Below are 16,353 nucleotides of genomic sequence, written 5' to 3'. Positions count from 1 at the left end.
TTAATAATGCAAAGGTTTTAATTTAGTGAGTAGGATATTGATGCTCAATTTCATATACGATTTCTGGATCATCACCGGTACGTTGTTGTTTATCCAATGCGTTGATTTGTTTCATTTCTTCATCCGATAAGTTGAAATCGTATATATCAGCGTTTTGTTTGATTCTTTCAGGGTTACTAGATTTAGGAATGATTGCAATACCACGTTGTAAATGCCATCTTAAAATGACTTGAGCGGTTGATTTGTTATGGTTATTAGCAATTCCTTTTATATTTGAATCATTTAGAGTTGCTCCACGACCCATTGGACTCCAAGCTTGAGTTAGGATATTTCTTTGCTTATTAGCATTGAGCATGGGTTCTTGAGTAAGATATGGGTGATCCTCAATTTGATTAACAACTGGCATTTCGTCAGCTGCAGTTGATAATAAATCTAAATGAGTCTGGTGATAATTACTTACTCCGATAGATTTAACTTTACCATCAGCTTTTGCTTTTTCAAAAGCACGCCAAGTTTCAAAAAATTGGGAATGAATAGGCCAGTGGACCAAAAGTAAGTCAATATAATTGGTTTGTAACCTTGCTAAAGATTCATCAATTGCGTTTAAGGTTGATTGATAACCTTGTTTTGGTTCAGGAATTTTAGTCGTAATAAATATTTCTTTTCGATTAAGTTTTAGCTTTTTAATTGAATTACCTAGTAGTTCTTCATTATTATAGAACTGTGCGGTATCGAATAAACGATAACCGCTTTCAAAAGCAGCCTTGATTGCTGCATCCATGGTAGCTTGATCTGCTAATTTGTAGGTTCCAAAACCTTCCATTGGCATTTGGTTACCATCAGCCAATTTAATTGTATCTTTAATTGAATTAGGCATAATAATCCCCCTTGGATTTAAAGTAATTTAATAATAAGACAATTTGATAAATAAAATCAATTAAAAAACATAAATGAGGTGAGATATTGGCAGAACAAGTAAACAGCCAGAAGGGCTTAACCCATTCTGAAGTAAGTAAATTATATGCAAAAGGTCTTCATAATAATAAAAGTCATGATTTTACGTTAAGCATTTCACAAATCTTAAAAAACAATACATTCACATTATTTAATTTAATTAACATTGTGTTAGCATTAATGGTTTTATATACAGGTGATTATAAAAATTTATTGTTCCTAATAATTGCCGTGGCGAATACTATAATTGGTAGTATTCAAGAAATTCGTTCTAAAAGACAACTAGATAAGATGGCCATTTTATCTGAAAGTAAGATTAAGGTTGTTCGTGATGGCAACGTGCAAGAGGTAGATCCTGAACAAATTGTTTTGGGAGATGTGATTTTGCTTAGTCACGGGGACCAAGTACCAGTTGATGGTGAAATTTTAACCGCAACTGGGTTACAAGTAGATGAATCACAGATTACGGGCGAACCTAATTCGATTGCTAAACAAGCTTCTGACCATATTACTTCTGGCAGCTTTGTTCTAAGTGGGAGTGCACGTATCTTGGCGGCTAAAGTTGGTGATGATACATTTGTTAATAAAATGGAATCAGAAGTTAACCAAACTGATAAAAAGTCTGACAGTAAGATGCTCCACACTATCAATCGTATTATTAAAATTCTTACCTTTATTATCGTCCCTTTAGGCAGTGCTTTATTGGCTATCAAATTATTATCTGGCGATGATATTAATAAAGCTCTGTTAGGAACAGTTGCATCCATGATTGGTATGATTCCTGAAGGACTGGTACTTTTATCCTCAGTTACATTAGCAGTATCAGCGATGAAATTAGCGAAGAAAAATGTGCTGGTAAGAGATTTGTCGGCGATTGAAACATTGGCACGAGTGGACACAATTTGTCTGGATAAAACTGGAACTATTACCACGGGTAATCTCAAATTTGAGGATGTTGTGCCTGTTGGTAAAATTTCAAAAGAAAATATGAAATCAGTTTTGGGAGGCATTGTTTACTCTAGTGATGATGACAATGAAACTTCCTTAGCAATCAAAAAATCCATTGATGATCCTAATTGGAACTTAGTTGAAAGCGTTCCATTTTCTTCTGATAAAAAGTGGAGTGGTGCTAAATTTGATAATGGTAATTATGTAATGGGAGCTCCACAGTTTGTTTTCAAGAATATGAATAGTGAACTCAAAACAAAAATTGATAGTTATACTTTAAGTGGCTATCGAGTATTGTGTTTAGCTAAGGTATCTGGCGAATTAAAACAACCATTGAATAATGCAAGTCTATTAGGATTGATTTTAATTAGTGATGAGATTCGTTCAGATGCACGCGATACACTGGCTTATTTTAAGAATCAGGATACTGATTTAAATATTATTTCAGGTGATGATCCTAAAACTGTTAGCAATATTGGTCAGCGTGTAGGGTTACCTAATAGCAGTGATTTAGTTGATATGTCAACGATATCTGATAACACTGATTATCAAGAATTAGTAAATAAATACACTATTTTTGGCAGAGTTACACCTAAACAAAAGAAACGTTTAATTCAAGCTTATCAATCCAATGGTCGTACAGTGGCGATGACTGGTGATGGAGTTAACGATATGCTAGCCATGAAACAAGCCAATTGTGGAGTTGCGATGGCTTCTGGTAGTGAAAGTACCAAAGGAATTGCTGATTTTGTTTTGATCAACTCTAATTTTTCGTCAATGGTTAATGTTTTAGGTGAAGGACGTCGGGTGATTAATAATATAAGTAGTGTTGCTTCATTATATTTGATTAAGACGATGTTTTCATTGGCGTTAACGGTCTTATTTATGTTTAGTGCATATAGTTATCCATTTCAACCAATTCAATTAACACCGATTAATACTTTCATGGTCGGATTACCATCTTTTCTATTAGCGCTTTCGCCAAATTATCAACGAGTAACTAATCAATTTTATCGGAAGATATATGAAGTGGCATTACCAGCAGCAATTACGATTGTTGGATATGTCTTATTGATTATGCTGATCGGAGAATGGGTTGATTTTACTTATTTACAACGAGCCACGTTAAGTGTTCTTGTAACTGGATTTATCTATTGGCTGGCCTTATTTATGGTTTCAAAACCATTTAATAAAACCAAGATAGTTATTATTGTACCAACGATTGTTATCTTTGCGATGATTTTTATCTTCTTCAATAAAGTATTTTCATTGGTATCAATCTTGGATTATCCAATTAATTTACATGCGTTGCTTGTCGTAGGAACTTCAATTCCAGTATTCTTTTTTGTTACATTAATTGTTACGAAAATAGTTAAAATTTGTAGTAAATATAGAAAACGTAAGTTAGGCTAAGTAATTATAGAAACTAGATAATATGATATAATCATTGCATAGAGGTGGTTATATGAATAAGCAATATAATAAATGGCAAACGCAAATGAAAAGCGTAAGTTTGCCTAAATGGGAAGATTTACCAAAATTTGATTTGTACATGGATCAGCTGATTGCAGTTGTGAATGAAGCAATTGGACCATTAGGTATGGACACGGTTACTAGATCGATGGTAAATAATTATGTAAAACAAAAAGCTACTTTTGCGCCCGTAAAGAAAAAGTATCAAACAGTTCATGTTGCTGACATTATTGTTATTAGTTTATTAAAACCAGTTTTCTCAATTAAGGACATTCGACAAGGAATTGATGAGATTACTAAAAATCAATTTCCAAAACAAGCATATGATGAATTCATTGAAACATTAGTTGAAAAGCTACATCATATTGCCGACGAAGGTGAAAAGCCGGTTAGCGATAATGATATCGATCATTTATTAAACGCAATTGCTGATACGATTATTAATCGTTTAATTGCGAATGAAATTTATTCAGATATGATGCATGAAGAGTGATGTGATGAAATTCATATCACTCTTTTTATTTATGAAAAGGGATGTTATTTATGAATGAGATAGCAGAAATTGCTAATTTTGTAGAAGGACAATTAGCAGATGATCAAACAGGGCATGATTTCTCACATATTAAAAGAGTTGTTAAGCTGGCAGAACAATTATCAGATGAAATTCCTAGTTCTAATCAAATGATTGTTTTAACTGCCGCTTATTTACATGATGTAATTGATGATAAGCTAGTTAAAGATACTAATAAACAGAAAAATTTGGTGATTGATAAATTATCTGAATTGGATTTTTCTTCTGAATATATTAATCAGATTATGAATATTATTGAACATATGTCTTATAGCAAAAATCTAACTAATCACTATCAATTAGATATCAATGGTCAAATTGTTCAAGATGCTGATCGACTGGATGCAATTGGGGCAATTGGCATTGCTCGAGCTTTTTATTTTGGTGGACATTTTGGGGACGCAATGTATAATCTTGATCAGCTACCTCGCACTAATATGGATAAAAAAGAATATCGTAAACATACCACTGTGATTAATCATTTTTATGAAAAATTATTTAAATTACCAGATTTAATGAATACAAAAACCGCAAGAAAACTTGCGGCTCAAAGAAAAAAATATATGGAAAATTTTGTAAATGAATTTAAAAATGAATGGCAATAAACTATTTTTGACGAATATCAGCAAAATTTCCTTTAACTAAATTAATCATTTTTTCAGCATTAACTTCAACAGAACGACCAACTTGGCCAGAAGAAACTAGAATATTTTCTTGTTGTTTAGCTTCTTGGTCAATATAAACTGGATAATGGAACTTTTCATAAATTCCAATGGGGGTGTTAGCTCCATGAACATATCCGGTAGTTTTTAGTAAATCTTTAAGTGGAACCATATTTACTTTTTTATTACCAGACTCTTTAGCCAATTTCTTTTCATCTAGACGTTCATCCATTGGGACGACTCCAACAACCGGTCCAGTGTTTTTACCGTTTAGGACTAAAGTTTTATAAACCCGATGTTGGTCGACACCTTCTTCAATGTCCATTTGTCTAACGTCACCCTCTTCGTGAGTGGCAAAAGTATATTGTTTATATGGAATTTTATTTTTATCTAGAATTTGTTCAACTAAAGTTTTATGAATGCTGTTCTTTTTTTTCTTTTTTGACATTCAAATCACCTCAATAGATATTTTAGCATATTATTTGTTTAAAATTTAATGTACAAATCTGTTATACTTATTTTAATAAATTTGTTCGAGTTAGGAGTAAACAATGGCTGATTTAGTTTATCGTAAAGTTATGCACGATTTGAAACAAAAAATTGTGAACAATAAATTTCCTAATAAACGTCTTCCTGATGAACGTAGCCTAAGTGAAGAATATAATGTAAGTCGTAGTTCCATAAAACGAGCTCTTAAATTATTAGCTGATGATGGAATTATTTTTAAAAAACGAGGGTCTGGAACTTTTATTAATCCACTATATATGAAGAATCAAACTATTTTTCACTATGAAGGCTCTAATCTAGGAATTACTGATAGTTTAAAAAGTCAGGGAAAAACACCGAAAATTAAATTATTAGATTTTAAAGTTATTCCAGCAAGTAAAGAAATCCAGCAAGATCTCTTCCTATCTGAGGGTGATTTTGTTTATGAGATTCAACGGCTTCGTTTGTTTGATGATAAGCCATTTATGATTGAAACAGGTTATATTCCAATTAAGATTGCACCAGAATTAAGTAGACAAATTGTTTCGGGATCTATTTTTAATTATGTTGAAGATAAGATTAATAAACGTGTAACGCAATCGTTTTTATCAATATTAGCTAGTCCATCAAATGAACAGGACCAAAAATTACTTCATTTAAAGCCTAATGAACCGGTTGGATTAATGGAAGGAATTTTTTTCTTAGACGATGGAACGCCATTTGAAGTTTCAAACATGCGTCTTCATTATCAATATTTAAGATATAATACTTTCGTTATGTTAAACGATAATTAATTATTAAAATTTGTGAGAAATATTGGACTATTGCTAATAAATCGTTCATAATAATGACGATATTAATAATGATTTATTACAATCATATTAATTGGACCGTATCAATTTATAAAAAGGTTGACTTTTTATAAAAACCAGTTATCATATTCATTGTATTAAAAATTATTAACCATTTTGTTGATGATTTTTTATGTAAACCATTATTAATTTCAATAGTTTTTTATTAAAAAGGAGTGTTAATTAATGGCACAAGATTTCGATTCCAAACAATACTTGGAAGAATTAGACAAATACTGGCGTACTGCTAACTACTTATCAGTAGGTCAATTATATCTAAGAGATAACCCATTATTAAAGAACAAGTTAACATCAGACGATGTTAAAGTTAAACCAATTGGACACTGGGGTACTATCGTATCTCAAAACTTTATTTACGCACATTTAAACCGTGCAATCAATAAATATGACCTAAATATGTTCTACATTGAAGGTTCAGGTCATGGTGGCCAAGTTATGGTATCTAACTCATACATTGATGGTAGTTACTCAGACATTTACCCAAATATTTCACAAGATGAAAAGGGTATGGCTAAATTATTTAAACAATTCTCATTCCCTGGTGGAGTTGCATCACATGCTGCCCCTGAAACTCCAGGTTCAATTCACGAAGGTGGAGAATTAGGTTACTCACTATCACATGGTGTTGGTGCTATCCTAGATAACCCTGACGTAATTGCTGCTGTTGAAATTGGTGATGGTGAAGCTGAAACTGGCCCACTAGCTGCTGGTTGGTTCTCAGATAAGTTCATCAACCCTGTTAAAGATGGTGCTGTATTGCCTATCATTAACATGAATGGTTTCAAGATTTCAAACCCAACTATTATGTCACGTATGTCAGATGAAGAATTATCTGACTACTTCAAGGGTATGGGATGGAAAGCTTACTTCGTTGAAAACGAAGAAGACTTTGACGATCACATGGCTTACCATGAAAAAATGGCTAAAGTTATGGATGAAGTTATTCCAGAAATTAAAGACATTCAAAAGAATGCTCGTGAAAACGAAACTGCTGACACAGCAACTGAACCTGTATGGCCAATGATTGTTGTTAGAACACCAAAAGGTTGGACTGGTCCTAAGAAGAGTCTTGATGGTGAACCTATCGAAAACTCATTCCGTGCTCACCAAGTTCCACTACCAATTTCTTCAAACAATATGGAACATGCTGATCTACTTGTAGATTGGATGAAGTCATACAAGCCAGAAGAATTATTTAACGATGATGGTACTATCAAGGATGACATTAAGGCATTAGCACCTAAGGGTGACCGTCGTATGTCAGTAAACCCTATCACTAATGGTGGTATCGATCCTAAACCTCTAGTTTTACCAGACGTAAAGAAATTTGCTGTTGATGTTAAAACTCCAGGTGAAACAGTCGCTGAAGATATGAGTGTATGGTCAAACTGGTTAGGTGCTGTTATGGATGCAAACCCTAACAACTTCCGTGCCTTTGGTCCTGATGAATCAATGTCAAATCGTCTATACGGTGTGTTCAATGAAACTAACCGTCAATGGATGGAAGACATTATGGAACCAAATGACCAATACATCGCTCATGATGGTCGTTTAATTGATTCACAATTATCTGAACATCAAGACGAAGGTTGGTTAGAAGGTTACGTTCTAACTGGTCGTCATGGTTTCTTTGCTACTTATGAATCATTTGGTCGTGTAGTTGACTCAATGTTAACTCAACACTTCAAGTGGTTACGTAAAGCTGCTGACCAACCATGGAGAAAACGTTACCCATCATTGAACTTTGTTGATACTTCAACTGTATTCCAACAAGATCACAATGGTTACACTCACCAAGACCCAGGTATGTTAACTCACTTATCTGAAAAGAAACCTGAATTCATTCGTGAATACTTACCAGCTGATGCTAACTCATTATTAGCTGTAGGTAAGGTTGCATTTGCAAGTGAAGAAAAGATTAACTTAATCGTTACTTCAAAACACCCACGTCCACAATGGTTCTCAATTGAAGAAGCAACTAACCTTGTAAACAATGGTTTAGGTTACGTTGACTGGGCTTCAACTGACCAAGGTCAAGAACCTGATGTTGTTATCGCTTCAGCTGGTACTGAACCTACTTGGGAAAGTCTTGCTGCAATTTCATTATTACACGATGAATTCCCAGAAATGAAGATCAGATACATTAACGTTGTTGACTTCTTGAAGTTACGTTCACCTAAGGTTGACCCTCGTGGATTAACTGATGAAGAATTTGATCGTCTATTTACTACTGACAAGCCAGTTGTATTTGCATTCCACGGCTTCGAAGGTTTAGTTAAAGATGTATTCTTCGATCGTCACAACCATAACTTACATGTTCATGGTTACCGTGAAAATGGTGACATTACTACACCATTCGACATGCGTGTATTGAACCAATTAGATCGTTACGACTTAGCTAAAGAAGTTGTAAATGATATTCCAGAATACTCTGTTAAGGGTGCTTCATTCGTACAACGTATGAATGACATGGTTGACAAGCACAATGCTTACATCCGTGAAGTTGGTACTGACTTACCAGAAGTAAATGATTGGCAATGGAAACCATTAAAGTAATTAGATAATAATTAACTTTTAAAACCTAAAAAGAGCCGTATCCATTTGGATGCGGCTCTTTTGTTATATAATTTTAAATTCTTCTGGAATAGGCGATGATATAATTTTTGTTTGCATATAATATGGTGTGATCAACTTTAATTTCCAAGAGTGTAACAACATTTTATCTACGTTACTTTTTTCATTATATAATGGATCACCAATGATAGGATGACCAATTGCTTGCATATGAACTCTGATTTGATGGGTACGTCCCGTTTGGATGTTAATTTTGACTAAAGATTCGTTTTTATATTCTTTTATAACTTGATATTCAGTTAATGCTTTTTTGGAATTTGGACCGTTTACTGCTCTTTTTCTTTTATCTGTTTGGTCATAACCAATAGGTAAATTAATTTTACCCGTTTTTTTATGAAATATTCCATTAACCCATGCTAAATAAGTACGATGGATTGTTTTTTCCTTAATTAATCTTACTAAAATTGGAACAACAGCAGGGTTTTTACCAACTATAATGGCTCCTGAAGTTTCCTGGTCTAAGCGATGAATCATATAAGCATTTTGATTGGACTTATTTAGATATCCCTCACAAAAATTCAAAAGGGTGCCAATTTCCTTAGGTTTATTAGGATGGGTCTTGATACCACGTTTCTTATTGACCACTAATAAATCGTTATTTTCAAATAATATTTTGATACTTTGGCTATTATCAGGCAATAAATTTTGGGTTGGCAAGTTGAAATCATTATCAATAAATGTAATTTTAATATGATCATCATTTTTGATGGTAAAATTCATGGGTAAATATTTTTTATTAACAGTTACTCTTTTATCTTTTCTTAATGAAAAAATTAAGTGTTTAGGGATTAATAAATATTGGCTTAAATATTCTCTAATGCTAATAGTCGATTTAAGATTTTGAACTATTATTTGATACGTCCACTTATGCATTTCAAGCCTGCTTTCTTAAAATTTTTTAGTAAAATATAATAAGTTGTGATAAGGTGTAAATGAGTAAAATGTACTGGAGGAGAATATGAATAAACATAAAATTGCGTTAGTCAGTGCATTATCATTAATAATATTTATTATATGCGATATTTTAATGAGTGGAAATAGTGCTGATTTACTTAAAACAATTATTATTGCAATTATTTTATATGTTGGTTTTAATGTTTTAGGCTACATTAGATGGAAGTTTGCATATCATTTTTTAGGGGTCATTATTGGTATTTATACACTTAGTTTATTTGTAATTATCAATACTATGTTTAGAAGCCCTGATGTGCCTGCTTTACATCGTTTTGGTGCCATTTTAATTGCTATCATTGGTGTAATTGTAAATCTCTTTTGGTATCGTCTTGCATGGCCACGTATAAAAAATGACTATGTAAGAATTGTAAAACGAAATATAAAGAAAAAATAGGTGTAAAAGATGAAAATGGATGTACAAGAATTCATTGATAAGATTAATGATGAACAATTTGAGGTGCAAACTGTTGAAGTAACCTCTGCCGACTTAGCTAATGATCCGGTTAAGTCATTTCAACCAATTTTAAAATTTATGGAAGAACAAGTTAATCTGGGTCATTTAGCTTCTGCAATGCTACATGTAAAAGGTGAAGAAACTAGCTTTTTCTTGCAAAATTGTATTGTTAACTTACCATATCGTTATTCTAAAAATATTAGTAAAATGATGTCTGGCGATGGAGATTGTGACTTAAATATCTATATGATTGTTGAATCACCAGATGTTAATCGTTCGAAATTACGTATTGATGAACTATCTTCTCAAGATGACTTTTCTGATAACACTAAGCTAGAACAAAAATTAGCTGATTGGTCTAAAGATCAGTTAACATCAATTGATGAAAATAAAGAAAAACGTCTTAAAGCTGAAAAAGAATTAGCTCAAGATTCTAAAGGCAAAAAGAAAACGACTAAAAAGAAAAAATCTAGTAAAAAATAATTAAAAACATGTTATAATTAATTTGCGATGAGTCGAGAAGGTCACGCAACTTGTTTGTTTTCATCAGATGATGATTAAGTGATGTTTTTGATGTGGGACACATGATGCTACCGTATTGTAGCGTGTTTGATAATGCTGGTGATGTGAACACCACTTATCCATTTATTTGATAAATGCCACAAAAATACCCCAACTATTAAGTTGGGGTATTTTTTATTTTAATTTACAAAATATAATTGATCTTTAATTAAGTCAAAGGGGCGATGATGTGTATTTAATTCATTTGCTATGTCTGAATTAATAATTTTTGCATTATCCCAGAATGATTTTGAGTCAGTAGCACCATACTTTTCACCGATTACTATTAGCTGAATATCTTTATTATATTCACGAATTTTTTGTAGTAATTGCCAATCGATATCAACGCCATCAGGAGACCAACACATAATGACAAAGTCAATTTCATTTTTATATTTATCAAAGGCTGCATTAGCATCTAATTTTTCAATATTAGTTACTAAATGATGGCCAGTTTCATTTTCTTTTTGCCAGCTCATACTATCAGTACAAATGACATCTGCTTTGGCATCACGCAGGCCCTTCGAAATATAACCATTACCAGCCATTACTTCAAGTGCTTTTTTACCATTTATATATTTAGCAATACCATTTGTGAAGGAAGCTGATATATATGCCCACATACCATACTCAGCTTCTAAATAATCACGAAATGACCTTAAATCTTTGTCTAAGATAGGTAATTGATCTACATATTTATTCCATACTTTGTCACCTTCACGATCATTCATTGAGTATTGATTATTAACAAATTGGAAAATTTCGTCTTGAATATTATTGGGTAAAATTAATTCTGGCAAATCTTGTGGTAATTGATTTGATCTTAAAAGTCGGTCAGCTTCCAATATATTATTAACTAAAAAAATGATGGCAGGAAAATCACTGAAGATTTTTCTATATTTTTTCATTCTTTCAATATATGAGGGCTTTTTGACTATTTTTTTATTTTTACGTAATTTCCTTATTAGCTGTTTTTTATTCATAATAACCACCTTTAACTACTTAATTGTATTTGAAAAAAACAAATGATGCAAAATACATTTTATGTGATAACTTATAACATTAATTGATAAAAAATTGATTAAATTTTTAATATTTTTAACATTTATCTTTTTTAATGTTATAATTTATTACATTAACATAAGGGAAGCGATAATAATGGACTTAGCTAGTACATCATTCGTATTTTTATCAAGTATTTTGGTATTATTTATGACTCCAGGTTTGGCATTTTTCTATGGAGGACTGGTTTCAAAGAAAAATGTAGTTAATACAATGTTGTCAGTTTTTATTATTACTGGTTTGGCAATCTTATTATGGATTATTTTAGGGTACAGTTTATCATTTTCAGGGAATATTGGAGGATTTATTGGGAACTTATCGAATCCTTTTATGCATGGAATTGATTTAAAGACTTTAATGCCTAATAAAATTCCTACCAGCGTTTATGCAATTTTTGAAATGATGTTTGCAGTTATTACCCCAGCATTATTTGTTGGTTCTGTCGTTGGTAGAATTCATTTTAAATTTTTGTTGGTTTTTATTATATTATGGTCGATTATTTTGTATTATCCAATGGTACATATGGTTTGGTCAGCTAACGGAATTCTAGCAAAATTGGGTACTTTAGATTTTGCTGGAGGCACCGTTGTTCATATTAATGCAGGGGTTACGGCTTTAGTTTTATCTATCTTTTTAGGTAAAAGAATAAAGGGTAATCGTAATGCTAGTCATTATAATTTACCTTGGGTTTTATTAGGAACTACAATTTTATGGATTGGCTGGTATGGATTTAATGCTGGATCGGCATTAGCAGTTAATAATGTAGCAATGCAAGCAACAATGACCACTACTATTGCTACTGCTACTTCAATGCTTGTATGGATGTTATTGGACATGTATTTTGTTGGTAAACCACAATTAAATGGAGTATGTACAGGAACATTATGTGGGTTAGTTGGTATTACCCCAGCTGCTGGTTTTGTCACTATTACGGGTTCATTTATTATCGGGATTGTTGCTACATTAGCTAGCTACTTCTTCGTAAATTATTTAAAGCCAAAAATTGGTGTTGATGATGTTTTAGATGCTTTTGGTTGCCATGGTGTTAGTGGGATTGTTGGCAGCATTTTAACCGGATTTTTAGCTACTAAATCAGTTAACTCAGCAGTAACTATTAATGGATTGTTTTACGGTGGCGGATTTCATATGGTTTTCATTCAGATAATTGCTACAGTAGGAACAATTATTTTTGTTGTAATTGCCTGTTCAATTATTATTTCTTTATTAAGGTTAGTTATTCCAATGCGTGTAACTAAGAAAGAAGAAATGCGTGGATTGGATCAATCTGAACATGGTGAAAATGCTGATTACACAGTTTCTATTAATGATCAAGCATTTAATAAGAACAAAGATATTGAAGTGAATGCTAGTGAATTTAAAGGACAAGTTGGGCATTTAAATAATCCTAATTTACCAAAAGATTAATAAAAGAGGATGATTTCATTTTTGAAATCATCCTCTTTTATTATCATCCTCTAAATTTAAATTTAGGCTTTCTTGATATTCATTATCATTTTTTGTTTTATTTTTGTTACTTTTACCATGAAGGTATCCATTAATCAATTGAAAAATTTCATAACGATCATGATGAGTTAAGGTTTGATCGTTAAATGTAATTTTATTTTCACTCATTAAAACAGTTGCTAAATTAAAATGTTGAATTGATGTTCTACCAATTAAATAGTCCATACTGACATTAAAATATGACGATAACTTTTTGATTTCCAAATAAGACGGTGATCTAACACCACGTTCCCAATTTCCAATTTGGGCTGGTGTATTATGATGTTCACTATCTTTTGAATAGTTATTTAAGTTTTCAGCTAATTGTTTTAAACTGATTTTTTGACCTTTTCTTAATGCTTTTAATCTTATTGGAAACAACTTAATCACCTCTAATAATAGTATAACTTAAAATAATAATTCCTGTTAGATAGTTGTATTTTAGTAATATGCAACATATAATCAAAATAATATTAAATTAAATGGAGTGGTTTGATTTGGGTAAAAAAATAAAAATTTTCTTAACTACTTTAGGAATATTCTTTTTCCTATTGTGTTTTGGCTTTTTGGGAGCTGGACTATATTTCTACCATGTAGCAGTAGTTCCAGGAAAGAAAAATTTCTTAAAAGACAAAAAAGTATCTAAATCATCACCACTTTATCCAGGTGATCAGTGGTATAAATCAGCTAAAAAATATCATTGGACCCAAATGTCAACAACTGACCATCTAAAACTAGTTGCTAATTATTTACCGGCTGATAAACCCACAAAGAAAACAGTAATCATTGCACATGGATACATGGGTAATAAAGAGCTAATGGCTCCATATGCTTATATATTTCATCGAATGGGCTACAATGTTTTAACTCCTGATAGTCGTGGCCATGGTCAAAGCCAAGGTAACTATGTAGGATATGGTTGGCCTGATCGCATGGATTATATCAAATGGATGCGTCGAGTAATTGAGGAAAATGGTAAGAATTCTAAATTGATTATGTTTGGAGTTAGCATGGGTGGTGCTACTACCATGATGGTATCTGGTGAAAAATCGGTACCATCTCAATTGAAAGCTTATATTGAAGATTGTGGATATACTAGTGCTTCAGATGAAATTAATCATGAAGCAAAACAGTTATATCATTTATCGGATTTCCCTAGATGGCCATTAGTGCCAATTTTAAGTGGAATTACTCATATTAGAGCTGGTTATAGTTTGTATAAAGCTTCTGCTTTGAAACAAGTTAAAAAGAATCATAAACCAATGCTATTTATTCATGGATCTAAAGATAATTTTGTACCTACTAGAATGGTTTATCCTGTGTATAATGCAACCGAGGGACCTAAAAAACTATTATTAGTTAAAAATGCTCCACATGCTGCATCTTATCAAACTAATCCAGAATTATATGTTAAAACAATCAAATCTTTCTTAGATCGTTATTTTAACTAATATAGATAAGCTATAATTTATTTTATAGCTTATTTTTTATAAAATTATTGTTTATTATTATAAAAAAAGGGATTTAAAATGTTATGATAATAAGAGTATATAGATACTTTAAATTAAATTTAATATAAAAAGTAATTAATAATTTTAGAAAGGGGGACGCCATTTTGGTTGGTTTATTATTTGCTTTATTTTTGTTATTAGGAATTATCGCTGGTGTATTGATCAATAAATTTAAAATGAATAATGAAATAAATAATGCACAAATAAAAGCGAAATACTATCTTAAAGATAATAATCGTAAAGTTGAAGAATATTGTAATAATATCGTTAATAAAGAAAAGCATGATATAGACCAATATATTAAAACTTCTAATGATGAAATTGAAACACAAAAGTATGAAAATGAGACTCGTAATCAACGTCTTGATCAGCATGAAGATTTTTTAAATCAAATGAAAGAACGTTTAGTAGGATTTTCTAATGATTTAAATAATCGTAAATTACAACAAGATGAACTAGTTTCAGATGTTGATAAAACTTTAGATAATGCCCATGGTATTTTAAAGCAACGTTATGCTAAACTTGAACAAATTAGTGATTTTAATTTTGATCAAGCTCGCGATTATGTATTAGCAAATACTAAGCAAAAGTTAAAACGAGAAATGGATATTGAAGTTAAATATCAATTGGCTGAAAGTAAGGTCTCTGCTAATAAACGAGCTAACTCATTATTAATTGAATCAATTCAGCGTGGTGCTCGTGATGAACCTAAGACACATATTGAACGAAACATAGTTTTACCTAATGGTGATTTAAAAGCTAAGCTAATTGGAAGAGACGAACAACATATTCGACTATTAGAATCGTTGACGGGCACTGAATTAATATTTGATGACGAAAATTCGCTATTATTGCATATTGTTACCCATGATGCCTTTCGTCGTGAAATTGTTCGTACAACCATCGAAAACTTAATCATTTCTCGTCAATTTACTAATAGTAATATTGAAAATCAAGTTAATATTTCAACACAAAATGTACATGCTGGTTTACGTGAAACCGGTGAGAATGTTGTTCGTTCATTAAAAGTGGGCCTGATGCATCCTGATTTAATGAAGATTATTGGTAAATTAAAATTCAGAACTAGTTATGGGCAAAATGTTTTATACCATTCAATTGAAGTTGCTCAAATTACCGGTGTATTAGCTGCTGAATTAGGGATGAATGTTAAATTGGCAAAACGAGCAGGTTTGTTGCACGATATTGGAAAAGCCATTGATCATGAAGTTGATGGGACACATGTTGAGTTAGGAATTAAATTGACTAAAGCATTTGATGAAAATTCCGTTATTGTTAATGCAATTRCTTCTCATCATGGCGATGTCGAGCCAACTAATGCCATTTCCATTTTAGTAGCAACTGCGGATTCAATGTCAGGAGCTAGACCTGGTGCTAGAAGTGAATCAATTGAAGAATATGTTACTCGATTAAGAAATCTTGAAAACATTGCTAATCAACATAAAGGCGTTAAAGATAGTTATGCTATTCAAGCTGGCCGTGAGATTAGAATTATTGTTAATCCAGAAATCCTTAATGATGACAAGAGTAAAGCACTTACTCAACATGTTAGAGATCAGATTCAAGATGAATTAACTTATCCTGGTAAAATTAAAGTGACAGCTATTCGTTCATTAAAAGCAGTTCAATATGTTGGAAAACGCAAAAAACAGTATTCGGGTAGTAAATAAAAAATAACCTCTAGATTTGT

General features: G+C 31.8%; 15 protein-coding genes. 10 read left to right on the top strand and 5 right to left on the bottom strand.

The window, feature by feature from the left end; genetic code table 11:
- Window positions 1–22: 22 nt before the first annotated feature.
- On the bottom strand, window positions 23–877 hold the full coding sequence (locus tag C7N71_RS01710; protein WP_105987456.1) for an aldo/keto reductase: 855 nt from the start codon (window positions 875–877) through the stop codon (window positions 23–25).
- An 86-nt stretch (window positions 878–963) separates the two neighbouring features.
- Between C7N71_RS01710 and C7N71_RS01705 the strand changes: the two genes are divergently transcribed.
- From C7N71_RS01705 to C7N71_RS01695, 3 genes are read left to right on the top strand one after another with little or no spacing between them, the layout of a single operon-like run.
- Entirely contained in the window at window positions 964–3,315 is a 2,352-nt protein-coding gene (locus tag C7N71_RS01705) for an HAD-IC family P-type ATPase (RefSeq protein WP_225361857.1), read from the top strand.
- Window positions 3,316–3,367: 52 nt separating this feature from the next.
- Entirely contained in the window at window positions 3,368–3,868 is a 501-nt protein-coding gene (locus C7N71_RS01700) for a DUF1836 domain-containing protein (protein WP_105987454.1), read from the top strand.
- A 50-nt stretch (window positions 3,869–3,918) separates the two neighbouring features.
- Window positions 3,919–4,551, top strand: coding sequence for an HD domain-containing protein (locus tag C7N71_RS01695; protein WP_105987453.1), 633 nt, complete (start codon window positions 3,919–3,921; stop codon window positions 4,549–4,551).
- A gap of 1 nt (window position 4,552) precedes the next feature.
- On the opposite strand, the gene ybaK is transcribed toward C7N71_RS01695, so the two are convergent.
- Complete coding sequence (gene ybaK / locus C7N71_RS01690) at window positions 4,553–5,056, bottom strand: Cys-tRNA(Pro) deacylase (protein ID WP_105987452.1); 504 nt, start codon at window positions 5,054–5,056, stop codon at window positions 4,553–4,555.
- A 103-nt stretch (window positions 5,057–5,159) separates the two neighbouring features.
- Here ybaK and C7N71_RS01685 point away from each other — a divergent pair, with 103 nt between their 5' ends.
- A complete protein-coding gene (locus C7N71_RS01685) occupies window positions 5,160–5,888 on the top strand; it encodes a GntR family transcriptional regulator (protein ID WP_105987451.1) in 729 nt (242 codons plus the stop codon).
- 243 nt (window positions 5,889–6,131) lie between these two features.
- Complete coding sequence (locus C7N71_RS01680) at window positions 6,132–8,522, top strand: phosphoketolase family protein (protein WP_105987450.1); 2,391 nt, start codon at window positions 6,132–6,134, stop codon at window positions 8,520–8,522.
- A gap of 63 nt (window positions 8,523–8,585) precedes the next feature.
- On the opposite strand, the gene C7N71_RS01675 is transcribed toward C7N71_RS01680, so the two are convergent.
- On the bottom strand, window positions 8,586–9,473 hold the full coding sequence (locus C7N71_RS01675; RefSeq protein ID WP_105987449.1) for an RluA family pseudouridine synthase: 888 nt from the start codon (window positions 9,471–9,473) through the stop codon (window positions 8,586–8,588).
- 85 nt (window positions 9,474–9,558) lie between these two features.
- Between C7N71_RS01675 and C7N71_RS01670 the strand changes: the two genes are divergently transcribed.
- A complete protein-coding gene (locus tag C7N71_RS01670) occupies window positions 9,559–9,948 on the top strand; it encodes a hypothetical protein (protein WP_105987448.1) in 390 nt (129 codons plus the stop codon).
- Window positions 9,949–9,957: 9 nt separating this feature from the next.
- A complete protein-coding gene (locus tag C7N71_RS01665) occupies window positions 9,958–10,491 on the top strand; it encodes a hypothetical protein (RefSeq protein WP_105987447.1) in 534 nt (177 codons plus the stop codon).
- Between the two features lie 218 nt (window positions 10,492–10,709).
- On the opposite strand, the gene C7N71_RS01660 is transcribed toward C7N71_RS01665, so the two are convergent.
- The gene (locus tag C7N71_RS01660; protein ID WP_105987446.1) at window positions 10,710–11,552 is read right to left on the bottom strand and encodes an SAM-dependent methyltransferase; all 843 of its coding nucleotides are present in this window, start codon (window positions 11,550–11,552) and stop codon (window positions 10,710–10,712) included.
- Between the two features lie 175 nt (window positions 11,553–11,727).
- Here C7N71_RS01660 and C7N71_RS01655 point away from each other — a divergent pair, with 175 nt between their 5' ends.
- Window positions 11,728–13,056, top strand: coding sequence for an ammonium transporter (locus tag C7N71_RS01655; RefSeq protein ID WP_105987445.1), 1,329 nt, complete (start codon window positions 11,728–11,730; stop codon window positions 13,054–13,056).
- 27 nt (window positions 13,057–13,083) lie between these two features.
- On the opposite strand, the gene C7N71_RS01650 is transcribed toward C7N71_RS01655, so the two are convergent.
- Entirely contained in the window at window positions 13,084–13,515 is a 432-nt protein-coding gene (locus C7N71_RS01650; protein ID WP_105987444.1) for a helix-turn-helix domain-containing protein, read from the bottom strand.
- A gap of 101 nt (window positions 13,516–13,616) precedes the next feature.
- On the opposite strand from C7N71_RS01650, the gene C7N71_RS01645 reads away from it, so the two are divergent.
- Entirely contained in the window at window positions 13,617–14,585 is a 969-nt protein-coding gene (locus tag C7N71_RS01645; protein WP_105987443.1) for an alpha/beta hydrolase, read from the top strand.
- A 164-nt stretch (window positions 14,586–14,749) separates the two neighbouring features.
- Entirely contained in the window at window positions 14,750–16,333 is a 1,584-nt protein-coding gene (gene rny, locus C7N71_RS01640) for a ribonuclease Y (RefSeq protein ID WP_157944338.1), read from the top strand.
- Window positions 16,334–16,353 lie beyond the last annotated feature (20 nt).

The sequence above is a fragment of the Apilactobacillus timberlakei genome (assembly GCF_002993965.1).
GTDB classification, from domain to species: domain Bacteria; phylum Bacillota; class Bacilli; order Lactobacillales; family Lactobacillaceae; genus Apilactobacillus; species Apilactobacillus timberlakei.
Note: the sequence above shows the minus strand (reverse complement) of the source record. Positions and strands in the feature narration are given on the sequence as shown.

What these genes read in the sequence shown, in the direction of transcription:
- C7N71_RS01710 (WP_105987456.1), bottom strand. Translation starts at nt 877, where the DNA reads ATGCCTAATTCAATTAAAGATACAATTAAATTGGCTGATGGTAACCAA.
- C7N71_RS01700 (WP_105987454.1), top strand. Translation starts at nt 3,368, where the DNA reads ATGAATAAGCAATATAATAAATGGCAAACGCAAATGAAAAGCGTAAGT.
- C7N71_RS01695 (WP_105987453.1), top strand. Translation starts at nt 3,919, where the DNA reads ATGAATGAGATAGCAGAAATTGCTAATTTTGTAGAAGGACAATTAGCA.
- ybaK (WP_105987452.1), bottom strand. Translation starts at nt 5,056, where the DNA reads ATGTCAAAAAAGAAAAAAAAGAACAGCATTCATAAAACTTTAGTTGAA.
- C7N71_RS01685 (WP_105987451.1), top strand. Translation starts at nt 5,160, where the DNA reads ATGGCTGATTTAGTTTATCGTAAAGTTATGCACGATTTGAAACAAAAA.
- C7N71_RS01680 (WP_105987450.1), top strand. Translation starts at nt 6,132, where the DNA reads ATGGCACAAGATTTCGATTCCAAACAATACTTGGAAGAATTAGACAAA.
- C7N71_RS01675 (WP_105987449.1), bottom strand. Translation starts at nt 9,473, where the DNA reads ATGCATAAGTGGACGTATCAAATAATAGTTCAAAATCTTAAATCGACT.
- C7N71_RS01670 (WP_105987448.1), top strand. Translation starts at nt 9,559, where the DNA reads ATGAATAAACATAAAATTGCGTTAGTCAGTGCATTATCATTAATAATA.
- C7N71_RS01665 (WP_105987447.1), top strand. Translation starts at nt 9,958, where the DNA reads ATGAAAATGGATGTACAAGAATTCATTGATAAGATTAATGATGAACAA.
- C7N71_RS01660 (WP_105987446.1), bottom strand. Translation starts at nt 11,552, where the DNA reads ATGAATAAAAAACAGCTAATAAGGAAATTACGTAAAAATAAAAAAATA.
- C7N71_RS01655 (WP_105987445.1), top strand. Translation starts at nt 11,728, where the DNA reads ATGGACTTAGCTAGTACATCATTCGTATTTTTATCAAGTATTTTGGTA.
- C7N71_RS01645 (WP_105987443.1), top strand. Translation starts at nt 13,617, where the DNA reads ATGGAGTGGTTTGATTTGGGTAAAAAAATAAAAATTTTCTTAACTACT.